The 14,063-nt window shown below is 69.0% G+C and carries 13 protein-coding genes and 1 pseudogene; 9 read left to right on the plus strand and 5 right to left on the minus strand.

All coding sequences use genetic code 11. From position 1 onward, the window contains the following. Positions 1-36 precede the first annotated feature (36 nt). A complete protein-coding gene (locus AB0E69_RS36215; protein ID WP_360157081.1) occupies positions 37-1,707 on the minus strand; it encodes a right-handed parallel beta-helix repeat-containing protein in 1,671 nt (556 codons plus the stop codon). Between the two features lie 109 nt (positions 1,708-1,816). On the opposite strand from AB0E69_RS36215, the gene AB0E69_RS36220 reads away from it, so the two are divergent. The 6 genes and pseudogenes from AB0E69_RS36220 to AB0E69_RS36245 form a co-directional block, all read left to right on the plus strand. Next, a complete protein-coding gene (locus tag AB0E69_RS36220; RefSeq protein ID WP_360157669.1) occupies positions 1,817-3,028 on the plus strand; it encodes a glycosyltransferase in 1,212 nt (403 codons plus the stop codon). Positions 3,029-3,122: 94 nt separating this feature from the next. Beyond that, complete coding sequence (locus AB0E69_RS36225) at positions 3,123-3,551, plus strand: adenylyltransferase/cytidyltransferase family protein (protein WP_360157084.1); 429 nt, start codon at positions 3,123-3,125, stop codon at positions 3,549-3,551. Continuing rightward, entirely contained in the window at positions 3,548-4,270 is a 723-nt protein-coding gene (locus tag AB0E69_RS36230; RefSeq protein WP_360157087.1) for a CDP-alcohol phosphatidyltransferase family protein, read from the plus strand. Before AB0E69_RS36225 ends, AB0E69_RS36230 begins: the two co-directional genes overlap by 4 nt. Continuing rightward, a complete protein-coding gene (locus AB0E69_RS36235) occupies positions 4,270-4,686 on the plus strand; it encodes an adenylyltransferase/cytidyltransferase family protein (protein WP_360157090.1) in 417 nt (138 codons plus the stop codon). Before AB0E69_RS36230 ends, AB0E69_RS36235 begins: the two co-directional genes overlap by 1 nt. Further along, positions 4,686-5,873: a glycosyltransferase gene (locus AB0E69_RS36240; protein WP_360157093.1), complete on the plus strand. Its 1,188-nt coding sequence runs from the start codon at positions 4,686-4,688 to the stop codon at positions 5,871-5,873. The genes AB0E69_RS36235 and AB0E69_RS36240 overlap by 1 nt, the downstream gene beginning before the upstream one ends. 216 nt (positions 5,874-6,089) lie before the next feature. Next, positions 6,090-6,224, plus strand: a pseudogene (locus tag AB0E69_RS36245) (type IV toxin-antitoxin system AbiEi family antitoxin domain-containing protein); the annotation flags it as partial. 498 nt (positions 6,225-6,722) lie between these two features. Here AB0E69_RS36245 and nadA read toward each other — a convergent pair. Both nadA and AB0E69_RS36255 read right to left on the minus strand, forming a co-directional pair. Then, positions 6,723-8,456, minus strand: a complete 1,734-nt coding sequence (nadA, locus tag AB0E69_RS36250) for a quinolinate synthase NadA (RefSeq protein WP_360157096.1) — start codon at positions 8,454-8,456, stop codon at positions 6,723-6,725. Positions 8,457-8,509: 53 nt separating this feature from the next. Beyond that, positions 8,510-9,442 carry a LysR family transcriptional regulator gene (locus tag AB0E69_RS36255; RefSeq protein ID WP_360157099.1) on the minus strand — a complete coding sequence of 311 codons (933 nt, stop codon included), beginning with the start codon at positions 9,440-9,442 and terminating at the stop codon, positions 8,510-8,512. A 101-nt stretch (positions 9,443-9,543) separates the two neighbouring features. Between AB0E69_RS36255 and AB0E69_RS36260 the strand changes: the two genes are divergently transcribed. Then, positions 9,544-10,275 carry an SDR family oxidoreductase gene (locus tag AB0E69_RS36260; RefSeq protein ID WP_360157102.1) on the plus strand — a complete coding sequence of 244 codons (732 nt, stop codon included), beginning with the start codon at positions 9,544-9,546 and terminating at the stop codon, positions 10,273-10,275. 11 nt (positions 10,276-10,286) lie between these two features. Here the strand turns inward: AB0E69_RS36260 and AB0E69_RS36265 are convergent, their stop codons facing one another. Next, positions 10,287-10,676, minus strand: coding sequence for a VOC family protein (locus tag AB0E69_RS36265; RefSeq protein ID WP_360157105.1), 390 nt, complete (start codon positions 10,674-10,676; stop codon positions 10,287-10,289). A gap of 63 nt (positions 10,677-10,739) precedes the next feature. Here AB0E69_RS36265 and AB0E69_RS36270 point away from each other — a divergent pair, with 63 nt between their 5' ends. Both AB0E69_RS36270 and AB0E69_RS36275 read left to right on the plus strand, forming a co-directional pair. Next, positions 10,740-11,834, plus strand: coding sequence for a glycerate kinase (locus tag AB0E69_RS36270; protein ID WP_360157108.1), 1,095 nt, complete (start codon positions 10,740-10,742; stop codon positions 11,832-11,834). A gap of 203 nt (positions 11,835-12,037) precedes the next feature. Continuing rightward, positions 12,038-12,394, plus strand: coding sequence for an iron-sulfur cluster assembly accessory protein (locus AB0E69_RS36275; protein ID WP_130446795.1), 357 nt, complete (start codon positions 12,038-12,040; stop codon positions 12,392-12,394). Between the two features lie 113 nt (positions 12,395-12,507). On the opposite strand, the gene AB0E69_RS36280 is transcribed toward AB0E69_RS36275, so the two are convergent. Beyond that, positions 12,508-13,986 (minus strand): MFS transporter, encoded by a 1,479-nt coding sequence (locus tag AB0E69_RS36280; RefSeq protein WP_360157111.1) that lies wholly within the window; start codon positions 13,984-13,986, stop codon positions 12,508-12,510. Positions 13,987-14,063: the final 77 nt, after the last annotated feature.

The following is a 14,063-nucleotide window of genomic DNA, read 5'->3' on the forward strand; positions in this document are numbered from 1 at the left end:
CAAGCAATCTGAAAAAGCTTCAGTTCGGTTCGATCGTCAGTTCGCGAGGAAGGTGCCGATGGCATCGAGCCCGGCATCCCGCCAGCCGGCCGCGGTCAGCTTGGTGCCGAACTTCGCGAACCGCTGCGCGCTGAGCGCGTCCAGCAGGTACTTGTTGCCGCTGAACACGACCTCCCCGGCCGGTACCGCGGCGCCCGCGTTCTGCACCATGCCGGTCGCCTGCGTCCCGCCGGTCATCTCGATCGTGTTCCCGGTGACCGCGATGTCGCGCAGCAGGTACATGCCCCACGGGCCGCTGCCACGGGTCCGCGACTGGATCGTGACGCCGTTGACGTTGCCCGAGATCTTGTTCCCCTTCACGGTCACGCCGGTCGAGGTGTTGATGTTGATCCCGCCGCCGTCCCACAGCGACGTACCCGAGCCACGCCCGGTGCCGAAGCCGTTGCCGGTCACCGTGTTGCCCGAGATCGTCCCGTTCCGGCTGATCTCGAACCGGATTCCGTCGGCGGCGTTGGAGACGATCTGGTTGCCGGTGATCACCCGGCCGTCGTCGGCCACGTCGGCCCACATCCCGATGCCCTTGTTGGACTTGATCACGTTGCCGCTGACCGTGCCGGAGGACCGGGTGGACTTGATCCCGCCGGACTCCCAGTCGGCGATCCAGAAGCCGTCGGTGTTGTTCGCGGTGATCACGTTGTGCGTCACCGCCGCCGCGGCGGAGCTGTACTGGCCGAGGCCGAGCTGCCCGTTGGACTGGATCAGGTTCTTGTCGATCTTGGCGTTGTTCGCCTTGACCAGCATCACGCCGACCGCGTGGTTCCAGCGGACGTCGTTCGCGGTCACCTTCCAGCCGGGGCCGGAGACCAGTGCACCGGCCTGCGGCGCGCTGGCGAAGTGCTCGATGGTCAGGCCGCGCACCACGACACCCGTCGCGTTGGACTCGATCGCGGTCGCGGTCTTGGACATCTCGACCTGGTGCCCGGCCGGGTTGCTACCGAGGTAGATCACGTCGGCGCCGTAGTCGGCGTAGAAGGTGCCGGCCCGGACCGCGGAGACGCCCGCGACCCGCGTCAGGTGGGAGCCGTCGAGGAAGAGCTGCTCGCGGAGGTAGCAGATGTTCGCCTGGTTGTCCTCGCACTCGCCACTCTTGCCGTACGCCGCCGGCAGTGCGCCGCGCACCACCCACGCCGAACCGGACTTCGTCCAGCCGGTCAGCGGGACCGACCCGGTCAGTACGGCGCGCTGCGAGCTCGCGAGGACCTGGTTCGCCTTCGGGCGGATGGTCTGGCTGATCCGGTGCAGGCCGGCCGCGAAGCAGAACGTCGTACCGGCGGGCTTGGAGTTCACGATCGACTGGGCGTTGTCACCGGGCTCGATGGTCACACCGCTGCAGGGCCCGGCGACGGCGGGCCCGACCGTGTCGGAGTCGACGGTCGGCACGGACGGAAGCTTGGGCTCGGTCGTCGTCGGCGTGGTCGACGGCTTCTTGGTGGAGTGCTGAGTGCTCGGCTTAGACGACGGCGCGGTGCTCGTGGTCGCCTTCGGCTTCGCGGTCCCGTTGGTCTGGGACGGCGTGGGTGTCTTGCCGGCACGGTGCGACGGCAGGACGTGCGCGGTGGTCCGGTCGGCCGCGGCGCGTGACTTCACGGCATTTGTCGCGTTGTTCTCCTGGGCGATCACCGGAACCGCGACGGTAACGACTGCCACTGCCGCAGCGATAAGGGCTGCGAACCACAACTTCCTCAATGCACTCTCCTGGGAGCGGGAAACCAGGTGTAGCCACCGCGAGACTTAAGGTAGTGCCATGCGGGTCGCCATGTTGCACAACCGTTACCGGAGCGGTCAACCCAGTGGCGAGAACACCGTTGTCGCACAAACGGTTGATTTGCTGGGTAACTCCGGACATGAAGTCGACCTGTACGCCAGAAACAGCGACGACATCGCCGAGATGGGCCGAAAAGATCGCGCTCTGTTACCGTTCCGCTCCGTTTGGTCATTTTCGGCGGAACGCGATTTAACACAGCTATTGCAAGCGCAGCGGCCCGATGTGGTGCATGTGCACAACACTTTTCCGCTGTTCAGCCCCTCGGTACTGCGCGCCGCGTACAAGCTGGACCTGCCCGTGGTGGCGACGCTGCACAACTTCCGGCTGCTCTGTGCCAACGCCGTGCTGCAGCGCGACGGGCGGCCGTGCGAGTCCTGCATCGGCAGACTGCCGATCGCCGCTGTCCAGCACGGCTGCTACCGCGAGTCCCGGGTGCAGACGTTGCCGCTGGCGACGAGCATCGGGATCCACAACAGCCTCCACACCTGGCAGCGGTACGTCGACACGTTCGTCGTACCGTCCGGGTTCGTCCAGGAGCGGTACGTCGCGGCCGGCTTCGACCCGGACCGGTTCGTGGTGAAGCCGCACGCCGTACCGCATCCCGCTGCGGTGCGAAGCGGAGCCGGGGATGCGGTGGTGTTCCTGGGGCGGCTGGAGGAGGACAAGGGGTTCGCGGATCTCCTGCAGGCGTGGGACTCGTCGCTGGGGAAGCTGGTCGTCGTCGGCGACGGTTCTCTGCGGGCCGCGGCCGAGGAGCGGGCCCGGAAAGACCTGTCTGTTCAGGTGCTTGGTCAACTACCGTGGGCGGCCGGCATGGATGTACTGCGGTCCGCGCGCGTCGCCGTCGTACCGGCGCGTTCGTATGAGACGTTCGGTCTCGTGGTGGTCGAGGCGTTCGCGCAAGGGGTTCCGGTGGTCACCTCGCGGCTCGGGGCGCTCGCGGAGCTGGTCGACGACGGCGAGACCGGGGCCCTGACCGAGCCGGGCGACCCGGAAGGGCTGCGGAAGGCGATCGGGTTGGTCGCCGATCCGGAGACTTCGATAGCCTTCGGCGAACGAGCCCGCCAGGTCTACCTGGACCGCTTCACCCCGGAGCGTGACGTCCTGGCCACGGAGAGGATCTACACCGATGCGATCGCCCGGCACGCCGACAGCGGCCGGCCCCGGCGAGGACTCTGGGCGGGTCGTGCAGCCCGGGTATAAAGTCGCGCGGAACGTGGCGGTGCAGGTGGCGGTGTCCGCCGGGGGCCGCGGCACGGACGAAGGATCGCAGGAACTCGTGTTGGGGGATGGCAGGTTGCCCGATGTAACCGGTTGTGTGGCCGGGGTCTTCGACCTGTTCCACGTCGGGCATCTCGACGTGCTGGAGCGGGCCCGCCGCGGTTGTGACCGGCTGGTGGTTGCCGTCCTGACCGACGAGTGGGCGTTCGAGGCGTGGGGTGCGCGGCCGTTCGTGCCCTTGCTCGAGCGGGCGCAGATCGTTCAGCACCTGCGGTGCGTGGACGACGTGGTTGTGGTGGACGACGTACGGTCCGAGTGGCTGACCGGCGTACTGGGGGTACAGACCGTGTTCGCTGCCAGTGGCACGGACGGCGTGCTGGGTGTGGACGAGCTCGACGGTTTCCCGGCCGGGCTGGTCACCACCCTCCCCGCCGGCCGTGGATCACGCAGCCAGATCCTGCGTGCCGCGATCGACCAGCGCCAGTCACGCACCTCCGTCGCATGAGCTCCCTGCGCGCGACGGTCGCGCAGCTGTCGCAGGCGCAGAAGCCGTCGGCGGGGACGCCGGCGTACTCGCGGTTCGTCAATCGGCGGATCGGGCGGGTGTTCGCCGCGGCCGCGTTTCTCGGGCGGCGGACGCCGAACCAGGTGAGCCTGGCGTCCGGGTTCTGCTCGCTGGCCGGGATCGTGCTGGTGGCGTGTGTGCGGCCGTCCTTCGCGCTGGCGCTTGGCGTGACCGTGCTGCTGGTGCTCGGGTACGGGCTGGACTCCGCGGACGGGCAGCTGGCCCGGTTGCGTGGCGGCGGGTCGCCGCTCGGGGAGTGGCTCGACCACATGATCGACGCGGTGAAGATCGTGCTGCTGCACAGCGCGGTGCTGATCTCGTTCTACCGATTCGATGCCTTCAGCAACGAGCTGGTGCTGCTGATCCCGCTCGCCTACGTGTGTATGTCGTCGGTGCTGTTCTTCGGCCTGATCCTGATCGACCAGCTGCGCCGGCGGCACGGCGTTGGCAAGACCAACGAGCGGGGCGACTCGGTGCTGAAGTCGTTGCTGATCGCACCGACCGACTACGGCGTGCTCTGCCTGGTTTTCCTTGCCTTCGGCACCCCGTCGCTGTTCGTCGTGCTGTACGGCGCGCTGCTCGCGCTCAACCTGCTCTTCCTGCTGGCCGCGGTGGCGAAGTGGTACCGCGAGATGGCCGCGCTGGGGGTGCGGGCCTGATGGGGACCGTCGGCTACGCGCCCGGGGTGTACGACATGTTCCACATCGGGCACCTGAACATCCTGCGCCGCGCCCGCGAGCACTGTGACCACCTGATCGCCGGCGTGGTCGAGGACGACGTGGTGGCCCGGATCAAGGGCCGGCCGCCGGTCGTCCCGCACCAGGAGCGGATGGACGTCATTCGAGCGCTCGACCTGGTCGACGAGGTGGTCAGCGACTGGTCCAGCGACAAGTTCGAGATGTGGAAACAACTGCGGTACGACGTTCTCTTCAAGGGTGACGACTGGAAGGGGACGGAAAAGGGAATGAGACTGGAAAGGCTGCTGGGTGAGGTCGGCGCACAGGTCCACTACTTCCCGTACACCGCCTCCACCTCGAGCACCGATCTGCGCAGGCTGCTGGAGGGGATGAACTGATGCCGGGCCGGCCGAAGGTACTGCTCAGCGCGTACGCCTGCCGGCCTCAGGGCGGCTCCGAGCCCGGCGCGGGCTGGGCGTGGGCGAAGGCCGCTGCGCGCGACCACGACGTGTGGTTGCTGACCCGCCGGAAGTTCGTGGGCGAGATCTATGCGGAGCTCGCGCTTCGGCCGGTGCCTGGGCTGACCGTCGTACCGCTGGAGTTGCCGCGGTGGTTGCTGCGGTTGCGGCGACGGCCGGCCGACGTCTACTGGTACTACCCGTTGTGGCAGGGCTTGGCGCGGCGTACCGCGCGGGAGCTGCACGCGGAGCAGTCGTTTGATGTGATCCATCACTTGACCTTCGCCGTGGACTGGATGGGCGCCGGGGTGGTGGAACCGTCGTCGGCCAAGGTGATCTGGGGTCCGGTCGGCGGGTCGACGTCCGCGCCGCTGTCGCTGGCGCACTGGCTCGGCGCGCGCGGTGTGGCGGCGGAGTTGGTACGGCGTGCTTACACCGGCCTGCGCCGTCGGCTCACCGGGCGCCGGATGGCCGCGGTGGCCGACCTGATGGTTGCCCAGAACAACGATGTCGCCGAGGCGTTCCGCCCGTACGCGCGCGAGATCGTGGTCCAGCCCAACGTTGCCATCCGCCGCTTCACCGCGTCCGGCCCGTACGAACCTTTCGGTGCCCCCGGCATCAAAACCGCGTTGTTCGTCGGCCGCCTGATCCCGTGGAAGGGTGTCCTGCTCGCGATCAGCGCCCTGGCCCGGCCCGAAGCCGCCAACTGGGAGCTCCGCATCATCGGCGACGGCCCCGACTGGGGCCGCGCCGAAAGCCTCGCCTGGCAGCTGGGCGTCCGCGACCGCGTCGAGTTCATGGGCCAACTGCCCCGCGAAGACGTCCTGGCCGCCATGTTCCGCGCCGACGCCCTCCTGGCCCCCGCGTTCCGCGAGGCAGCCGGCTGGGCCGTCACCGAAGCCCTGGCCTCCGGCTGCCCAGTAGTCTGCGTCAACCGAGGCGGCCCCGCAGTCATCGTCGGCCCCACCGAAGGCGTCACAGTCCCCTACCAGGGCGACGTAGTAGGCAACCTCGCCAAAGCGCTCGCCACCCTAAAAACCCGCATAACCCCAGTAGACCGCTGGGGCCCCGACCGCCTCCCCGACCTACTAGCCCAGTGGTACACCCCCGCCCGCGTCTCCCACTAGCCGAACCACCGCACCGCCCCCGGCCCGGCGCACCCCGCCCCAGCCGCCCCGTCCCGCCCCCTGCCCGCACGAGGGGATAACCCCGCGAGTTGAGGGTTCACCCCTGGTACACGAGGGGAGAAGGCTCAAATCGCGGGGATAACCCCTCGGACGGAGTTGTCCACAGATTGGGGCTGGGGCGGGGTTTGGGGCATGCGATTGGTGGATGCTTGGGGGATGCGGGGACGGCTCAGGGAGATTGCGACGCGGCAGGGCGGAGTGTTCAGTCGCAGCCAGGCCCTGGCGAGCGGCTGCTCGCACGACGAGATCGTGCGCTCGTTGCGGGACGGCAGGTGGATCAGGATCCGGCGCGGGCAGTACGCCGAGAACGCGGAACCCAGCACGCTGCCGCCCTGGGAACGTGCCGCTTGGCAGCATCTCCGCAAGCTTCATGCGGCGATGAATTCGCTGCGGACGGGTTCTGTTGCCGCGAGCCACCAGTCGGCGCTGGTGCTGCACGGCTTGCCGATTTGGGGCCAGGATCTTGCCCACGTACACGTCACTCGCCTCGACGGGCAGTCCGGCGGTCTGATCGCCGGCGTTCGGCATCACGTCGGACAGCTCACCGGGGATGATGTGACGGTGGCCGCCGGCCGGTGGGTGACCAGAATGGGGCGAGCCGTCGTGGAGACCGCCTGTACGACGTCCTTCGAGATCGCCGTCGTGACGGTAGACGCCGTACTGCGTGCGGCGGGTCTGGCAGCGGGTGAGTTGGACCGGTTGCTTGACCTGATCGAGAACTGGCCGGGCAGTCCGGCGGCACGTGCGGCCGTGCGTTTCGGCGATGGGCGTGCCGAGTCAGTGGGGGAGTCACGACTGCGGGTGCTCCTGCATGAGCAGGACTTGCCGGCGCCAGAGTTGCAGGCTGAGTTCCGGGACCGCGCCGGGCTGATCGGGCGGGTCGACTTCTACTTCGCGGAGTACGACCTGGTACTGGAGTTCGACGGTGCACTGAAGTACGGCGGTGGGTCGCCGGAGATCTTGATCCGCGAGAAGCGCCGCGAGGATCGGCTCCGCGCGCTGGGCCTCGCGGTCGTCCGGACCGACTGGTCGGACCTGGACCGCCCCGCTCAACTCGCAACAACCATCCGCCAAGCCCTCGCCCGCCCCCGCACCCACCGAGCAGCCTGACCCCCTCACCCCGGGCCTCGCTGGAGACCCTCGCCGCTGAGCAGCTTCGAGGGGATATCCCCTCGATTTGTGGGTTCTCCCCTCGCACACCGGCGGAGAACCCTCAACTGAAAGGGATATCCCCTCGAAGGTGGCCTGGGCGGGTGGTTGGAGCGCGTCGAGGTCGGGCGAGGTGCGGCGCGGGGCCGGGGTGCGGAGCGACGAGATGGCGACTGCGTAGCACGCGGGGGCTTCAATCCCTGGCGGTTTGCCGGGGAGGGCGAGCATGCGGTCTAGGGCTAGTTTGGCGTATTTCTCGGTGTCGGGGTCGACCTTGATGGGGTTGACTACGTGGCCGGCTACCAGGTTTTCGAGGGTCCAGACGAAGTGGGGGAGGTCGATGCGGTTCATGGTGGCGCAGTAGCAGACCGTCTTGTCGAGGAAGACGATGTTCTTGTCGGTATGCTGCTTGGCGAGGCGCTGGACCAGGTTCAGCTCGGTGCCGACCGCCCAGGACGTGCCGGGGGCCGCCGCGTCCAGGGTCTGGATGATGTACTCCGTCGAGCCGACCAGATCCGCCTTGGTGACGACCTCGTGGCGGCACTCGGGATGGACGATGACGTTGACTCCGGGGACGCGGGAGCGGACGTCGTCGACGGACTCGGGGGTGAAGCGCCCGTGGACCGAGCAGTGCCCGCGCCAGAGGATCATCTTCGCGGCGGCCAGCTGCTCAGCCGTCAGTCCGCCGCCCGGCTTGTGCGGGTCGTAGACGACGCATTCCTCCAGCGACAGACCCAGCTGCAGTACGGCGGTGTTCCGCCCGAGGTGCTGATCCGGGAGGAAGAGCACCTTGGAGCCCTGCTCGAACGCCCAGTTGAGCGCGGTCTCGGCGTTGCTCGACGTACACACGACGCCACCGTTGCGCCCGCAGAACGCCTTGATGTCGGCGCTCGAGTTCATGTACGTGACCGGCACCGTCGCCTCCGCGACCCCGGCGTCCGCGAGCGCGTCCCAGGCCGCCTCGACCTGCTCGATGCGCGCCATGTCCGCCATCGAGCACCCGGCCGCGAGGTCCGGCAGGATCACCGTCTGCGACTCGTTGGTGAGAATGTCGGCCGACTCGGCCATGAAGTGCACACCGCAGAACACGATGTACGGCGCGTCCGGGCGGTTGGCCGCGTCCCGCGCCAGCTTGAACGAGTCACCGGTGACGTCCGCGAACCGGATCACCTCGTCGCGCTGGTAGTGGTGCCCGAGCACGAACACCTGGTCGCCGAGCGCGGCCTTCGCCTTCAGCGCCCGCTCGACCAGGTCCGGGTCGGAGGCCGGCGGGAGCGCGCCCGGGCACTCGACACCGCGCTCCGAGTGCGGGTCGGTGTTCTGGCCCAGGAACAGCAACGGAAGGGCCTTCGAGCCGTCTGCGATCGTCGTCACGTCAGACATCGTGCCACGCGCGACGGCCGGGATCGCGTGGCGCCCGTCACTGCTCAGAGTGTGAAATCCGTACCCCTGCGGTGTGAAGAGCGTCTGGCCTGCTCGCGGGCGACGGCCACGAATTCCCGAAGCCGGGGAGCCGTACTGCGGCGCCGCCAGACCAGCGCGGTCCGCGAGTGGGGCAGATCGGCGATCGGGACGTAGACGATGCCGCGGGAGCCGAGAGCGTCGACCGCGGCAGGAACGGTGGGATGGACGATCTGTCCGCGCGCAATCAACTCGCTCACCTGAAACACGCTGCCGGCCGTCCGCGGCAGCCGCCGGATCGGCCGCCCGCCCGGCGTCTGCCGCGGGATCAGCGCCTCGAGCATCTCGCGCGGCTCCGCGTTCATCGGCAGTACCGCGTAGTCGGCGACGTCCTCGATCGACACCCGGTCCCGGGCGGCGAGTGGATGGTCCGCGGCCACCGCCAGCACCCGCGGTTCCCGAGTGAGAACTGGTCCGACCACGAGATCCGGCTGGTCGAGCGGCAGCCGCATCGCGATCACCTCGACCTCTCCGCGGCGCAGCGGCTCCAGCGGGTTCGCGATCGGCAGGTCACTGATCTCTACGTGGCAGCCGACGTACCGCTCCTCGAAGGCAGCAACGATCGAGCGCAACCGTGCGCCACCGGCGACGCCGTAGATCCCGAGCCGTAGTACGCCGTCCAGCTCGCCATTCGCCGAGCGCGCCCGCTCGAGCACCTCGAGCAGGTGCGTGTACGCCGGCTGCAGCTCAGCGCGCAACTGCTCGCCGAGCACCGTCAACGTGACCCGCCGGCTGGTCCGGTGCGCGAGCTCGCCGCCGAGCTTGCGCTCCAGCGCCCGCACCGACTGGCTCACGCTCGACTGCGTCAGCCCGAGGCGTACGGCGGTACGCCCGAAGTGGAGCTCGTCGGCCAGGACCAGGAAGATCCGCAGCTCCCGCAGTTCGATCGTCGGCTCCATCGATCGGTGACTCTACTCGCTGCGATCGCCGATCGTGGATTGATGACCCGGTCCCGGCCCGGCAATCTGGCAGGGTCCGGAACCGACGACGAAGGCAGGCCATGGACAACGACCTCAGCGGCAAGAACGCGCTCGTGATCGGCGGCTCCCGCGGCATCGGCCGCGCGGTGGTGGAGGACCTGGCCGCAGCCGGCGCCGCGGTCGCGTTCAGCTATGTGAACAACAAGGAAGCCGCCGCGACGGTGGTCGCCGAGCTCGCGGCCGACGGGCGTACGGCGACTGCGTACCGGGCCGATCTGGGCGACGTCGCCGAGGTCCGCGGGCTGTTCGCGCAGGCCGAGGACGAGCTCGGGCCGCTGGACATCGTGGTGGCGAACGCCGCGTTGGCGATCATGAAACCGCTGGCCGAATGCACTGAGGAGGACTACGACAACGTCTTCGGCACGAACGCGAAAGGCACGTTCTTCGCGCTCCAGGAAGCCGCGCGCCGGGTCCGCGACGGTGGGCGGATCATCACGGTCTCGACCGGCGGGACCCAGATGTGGTTCACCGACCTGTCCCTCTACCTGGGCAGCAAAGGTGCCGTCGAGCAGTTCAGCCGCGTGCTGTCGCGTGAGCTCGGGCCGCGGGGGGTCACGGTCAACGTCGTCTCACCAGGCTTCACCGACACAGACCTGCTCCCCGACCGCGACCGGGCAGTCGCCGAGTCGATGTCCGCCCTCGGCCGCGTCGGGGCGCCGCAGGACGTCGCCGCTGTCGTCGCGTACTTGGCCTCCGACGCCGCGCGCTGGCTGACCGGCCAGAACCTGGCCGCCGCCGGCGGGGTCTTCTAGCAGCCAGTCCGTTACTGGAACGTCGGTGGCCCGCCGGCGGGCCACTCGACCAGTTCGATGCGGTAGCCGTCCGGGTCGGTCAGCCAGGAGGTCTGCGGCCCGTCGGGTCCGCCTGGCAGCTCCACCGCGCCCGGCTGTAGGTCGCGGAGCCGGTCGAGGGTCTCCGCGAGCGACGAGACCTCGATCGCGAGGTGCTGGAAGCCGCCGGTCTCCACCGGGCCGTCCGACGGCCGGTGCACGAGTTCGAGCGACACCGATGGTTCGTCGGGGAGCCGGAGCCAGACCAGGGTGGAGCCGCCGTCCAGCGGGATCTTGCTGAGCTCGATGTACCCGACTGTCTGGTAGAAGGCGAGCGAGCGGTCCAGGTCGCTCACGCGCAGCGCGAACAGGAACGTCTTCATGACCGACGATCCAACTGGCGGCGTGCGCCGAGGTCAACCGCGGCGGTAGGGGAGGATGGCGGCATGCGAGTGCTGATTGCGCCGGACAAGTTCGCGGGGACGTTGACGGCCGTGGAGGCGGCTGCCGCCATCGAGGAAGGCTGGCGGCGGCGAGATCCGCAGGCCGAGGTACTGGTCGCACCGATGGCGGACGGCGGACCCGGGTTCATCGACGTACTCTCGGCGGTCGTCGACGGCACGCTGCTGTCGGTCACCGTCCGCGGCCCGCTCGGCGAGGACACGCCGGCCACCGTGCTGCTCGCGGGCGAGACGGCGTACGTCGAGACCGCGCAGGCGTGCGGCCTGCACCTGGTCGACCCGAAGGACCGGCGGCCCGAGGACGGTACGACGTACGGCGTCGGCCAGCTCATCGCCGCCGCAGTGGACGCCGGCGCCAAGCGCGTCGTCCTGGGTCTGGGCGGCTCCGGCACCAACGACGCCGGCGCCGGCCTCCTCGCGGCTCTGGGGGCGACCGGCACCGAAGGACGACTCGACGGCGGAGCGACCGGGCTGCGGGATCTGAAAGCCGTTGATCTCGAGCCTGCGCGCGAGCGGGTCGCCGGGGTCGAGTTCGTCGCGGCAAGTGATGTGGAGAACCCAATGCTCGGGCTCCGGGGTGCGACCAACATCTTCGGCGCCCAGAAAGGCATCGGGGACGACCGCAAACCCGTTGTCGACGGCTGGCTCACGCACTTCGCGGAGCTTGCCGACCGTAAGACCGCCGACCAGAAGGGTGCCGGCGCGGCGGGCGGGCTCGGTTACGCGCTGCTGTTGTTGGGCGCGGAGCGCGTCTCCGGCATCGATCTGGTTGCGGAGCTGACCGGACTCAAGGAGAAGGCGTCGAAGGTGGATCTCGTGCTCAGCGGCGAGGGGGCGTTCGACTTCCAGTCCCGCGACGGCAAGGTGATCGCCGGTGTGGCGAAGATCGCCAACGACGCGATGCGGCCGTGCGTGGTACTGGCCGGGAAGGTCCTGATCGGCTCCCGGGAGATGCGCACGATGGGCGTCGAGTCGGCGTACGCGCTGGTCGACATCGTCGGCGAGGAACAGGCGTTCGCGGACCCGCACGGCTCGCTCGCGACGGTCGCGGAGCGTGTCGCCCGGACCTGGGCCCGGTGATGAGCCGGCCACCCGAGAGCGACCCGAGAGCGACCCGACAGCGGCCGGAGAGTGACCGGACCGCGGTGGGATGGTTGATCTGTGAAATTGGTGTGCGACCATGGGAATGACCGCGGGCCGGTAGCTGTTGGCCCAGGTGTTAAGGGACTTCCGTGCCCACCGCCGGGTGAGGGTGGCACTTGAGATGATGACTGGAGTCAGGGATGACTGAAGCGCAGACCGAGCAGGCCGTCGCCACGGGTGTTCTTCTCACCGACGGCGCCGCCGCCAAGGTGAAGGCGCTGCTCGACCAGGAAGGCCGCGACGACCTCGCGCTGCGGGTCGCCGTGCAGCCGGGCGGTTGCTCCGGGCTGCGGTACCAGCTGTTCTTCGACGAGCGTCAGCTCGACGGCGACGTGGTGGCCGACTTCGGCGGCGTCAGCGTCGTGACCGACCGGATGAGCGCGCCGTACCTCAAGGGTGCGTCGATCGACTTCGTGGACACGATCGAGAAGCAGGGCTTCACGATCGACAACCCGAACGCGACCGGCTCCTGCGCCTGCGGCGACTCGTTCAACTGATCCACCCCGAAGCCCCGGACACCACGCGTGGTGGTCCGGGGCTTCGGCATGTCCGTACTGCGGGACTCGTCGTTGGTCGCTGAACGCGCCGTTCTGTGATTGCGGTCACGTCGTCAGCCGTGGCTGAGGCTCTCCTCCCGGGCCCGCTTCGGCAGCAGGAAGGTGACGGCGAGGCTGACGACGTACAGCCCGATCGCGACCAGGACCGACGTCTTCGTGGCGCTGAGGAAGGCGTGCCGGGGGAGTAGCTGGAAGAAGATCGTGCCGATCACGGCGACCCCGATCGCGCCGCCGTACTGCTGCATGGCGGTCAGTACGCCGGACGCGGAGCCGGCGGCCTGGTCGTCGACCGATGCCAGGATGATGTCGAACAGCGGCGCGAACACCAGGCCGGCACCGATACCGGTGGCCAGGGTGGCCGGGACCAGGTTCCAGACCGTGGTCGCGTCACCGTACGTGTTCAGGGTCAGCCAGATGCCGCCCATCGCGAGCGCCATCACGACGACGCCGAGCTGCAGCGCCTTGCGGCCGAGCTTGGGGGCGAGCAGCCCGCCGGACAGCGGCGCGCCGATCGCGATCCCGAGGGCGAACGGCACCATCGCGACGCCGGCCTTCAGCGGGCTGTAGTGCAGTCCGAGCTGCGTGAACAGGTTGTACACGAGGGTGAAACCGCTCATCGCGAGGAAGAACGTAGTGATCACGCCGAGGCCGGCGACGTACCCGCGGTTGCGGAGCAGCGACGGGTCGATGATCGGGTTGCCGGAGCGGCGCTCGCGCCAGGCGAACAGCGCGAAGGCCGGAAGGGCCGCGATCAGCATCAGGATCGTCCAGACCGGCCAGCCGAGCTCGCGGCCCTGGACGAGCGGGTAGACAAGGAGCGCGGACGCCAGGCTGATCAGGAACACGCCGGGCGCGTCGAGCCGCTTCGCACCGGGGGTCTTCAGCTCGGGCATGAACCGGAGCGCGCCGACGACCGCGGCCAGGCCGATCGGGACGTTGATGAAGAAGATCATCCGCCAGCCCTGACCGAACCAGTCGGCGTCGATCAGGAAGCCGGCGAGCAGCGGACCGCCCACGGCCGACAGGCCCATCACCGGACCGAACAGCGAGAAGGCCTTGCCGATCTCCTCCGCGGGGAAGATCGAGCGCATGATCGCGAAGCCCTGCGGGATCATCACCGCGCCGAGCATCCCCTGCGCGAACCGGCTGCCGATCAGCAGCTCGGGGGAGGTGGCCAGGCCGCAGACGATCGAGGCGAGGGTGAAGCCGGCGGCGCCGATCAGGAACAGCCGGCGGCGGCCGACCAGGTCGCCGAGCCGGCCGAAGGTGATCAGGCCGATCGCGAAGCTGAGCGTGTAGCCGGCCAGCATCCACTGCATCGCGGACTCGGACCCGCCGAGCTCGTTCCGGATCGACGGGGCGGCGATGTTGACGACGGTGGCGTCGACGAGGTCCATGATCTCGGCGATCAGGATCGTGAACAGGACGAGCCAGCGCCAGCGGTACGGCGTACCGGCTGTGTCGGCTGTGTCGGACTGGGGCGGGATCGTCGGTGGCGTGGACTCGGGTGCGGTGGGGGTGGAGGTGCTCATCGTTGGCTCCTGGGGTGTGCGAACGGTGTTCGTTGACGAACACTGTTCTACATGCGAACGGTGTTCCGGTCAAGTAC

Source organism: Kribbella sp. NPDC026611 (genome assembly GCF_040638345.1).
Taxonomy (GTDB): Bacteria; Actinomycetota; Actinomycetes; order Propionibacteriales; family Kribbellaceae; genus Kribbella.

Bases quoted from the DNA above. Each gene is read 5' to 3' on its own strand.
- AB0E69_RS36265 (WP_360157105.1), bottom strand. From the start codon at position 10,676: ATGAAGACGTTCCTGTTCGCGCTGCGCGTGAGCGACCTGGACCGCTCG.
- AB0E69_RS36235 (WP_360157090.1), top strand. From the start codon at position 4,270: ATGGGGACCGTCGGCTACGCGCCCGGGGTGTACGACATGTTCCACATC.
- AB0E69_RS36280 (WP_360157111.1), bottom strand. From the start codon at position 13,986: ATGAGCACCTCCACCCCCACCGCACCCGAGTCCACGCCACCGACGATC.
- AB0E69_RS36220 (WP_360157669.1), top strand. From the start codon at position 1,817: ATGTTGCACAACCGTTACCGGAGCGGTCAACCCAGTGGCGAGAACACC.
- AB0E69_RS36230 (WP_360157087.1), top strand. From the start codon at position 3,548: ATGAGCTCCCTGCGCGCGACGGTCGCGCAGCTGTCGCAGGCGCAGAAG.
- AB0E69_RS36260 (WP_360157102.1), top strand. From the start codon at position 9,544: ATGGACAACGACCTCAGCGGCAAGAACGCGCTCGTGATCGGCGGCTCC.
- AB0E69_RS36275 (WP_130446795.1), top strand. From the start codon at position 12,038: ATGACTGAAGCGCAGACCGAGCAGGCCGTCGCCACGGGTGTTCTTCTC.
- AB0E69_RS36240 (WP_360157093.1), top strand. From the start codon at position 4,686: ATGCCGGGCCGGCCGAAGGTACTGCTCAGCGCGTACGCCTGCCGGCCT.
- AB0E69_RS36255 (WP_360157099.1), bottom strand. From the start codon at position 9,442: ATGGAGCCGACGATCGAACTGCGGGAGCTGCGGATCTTCCTGGTCCTG.
- AB0E69_RS36270 (WP_360157108.1), top strand. From the start codon at position 10,740: ATGCGAGTGCTGATTGCGCCGGACAAGTTCGCGGGGACGTTGACGGCC.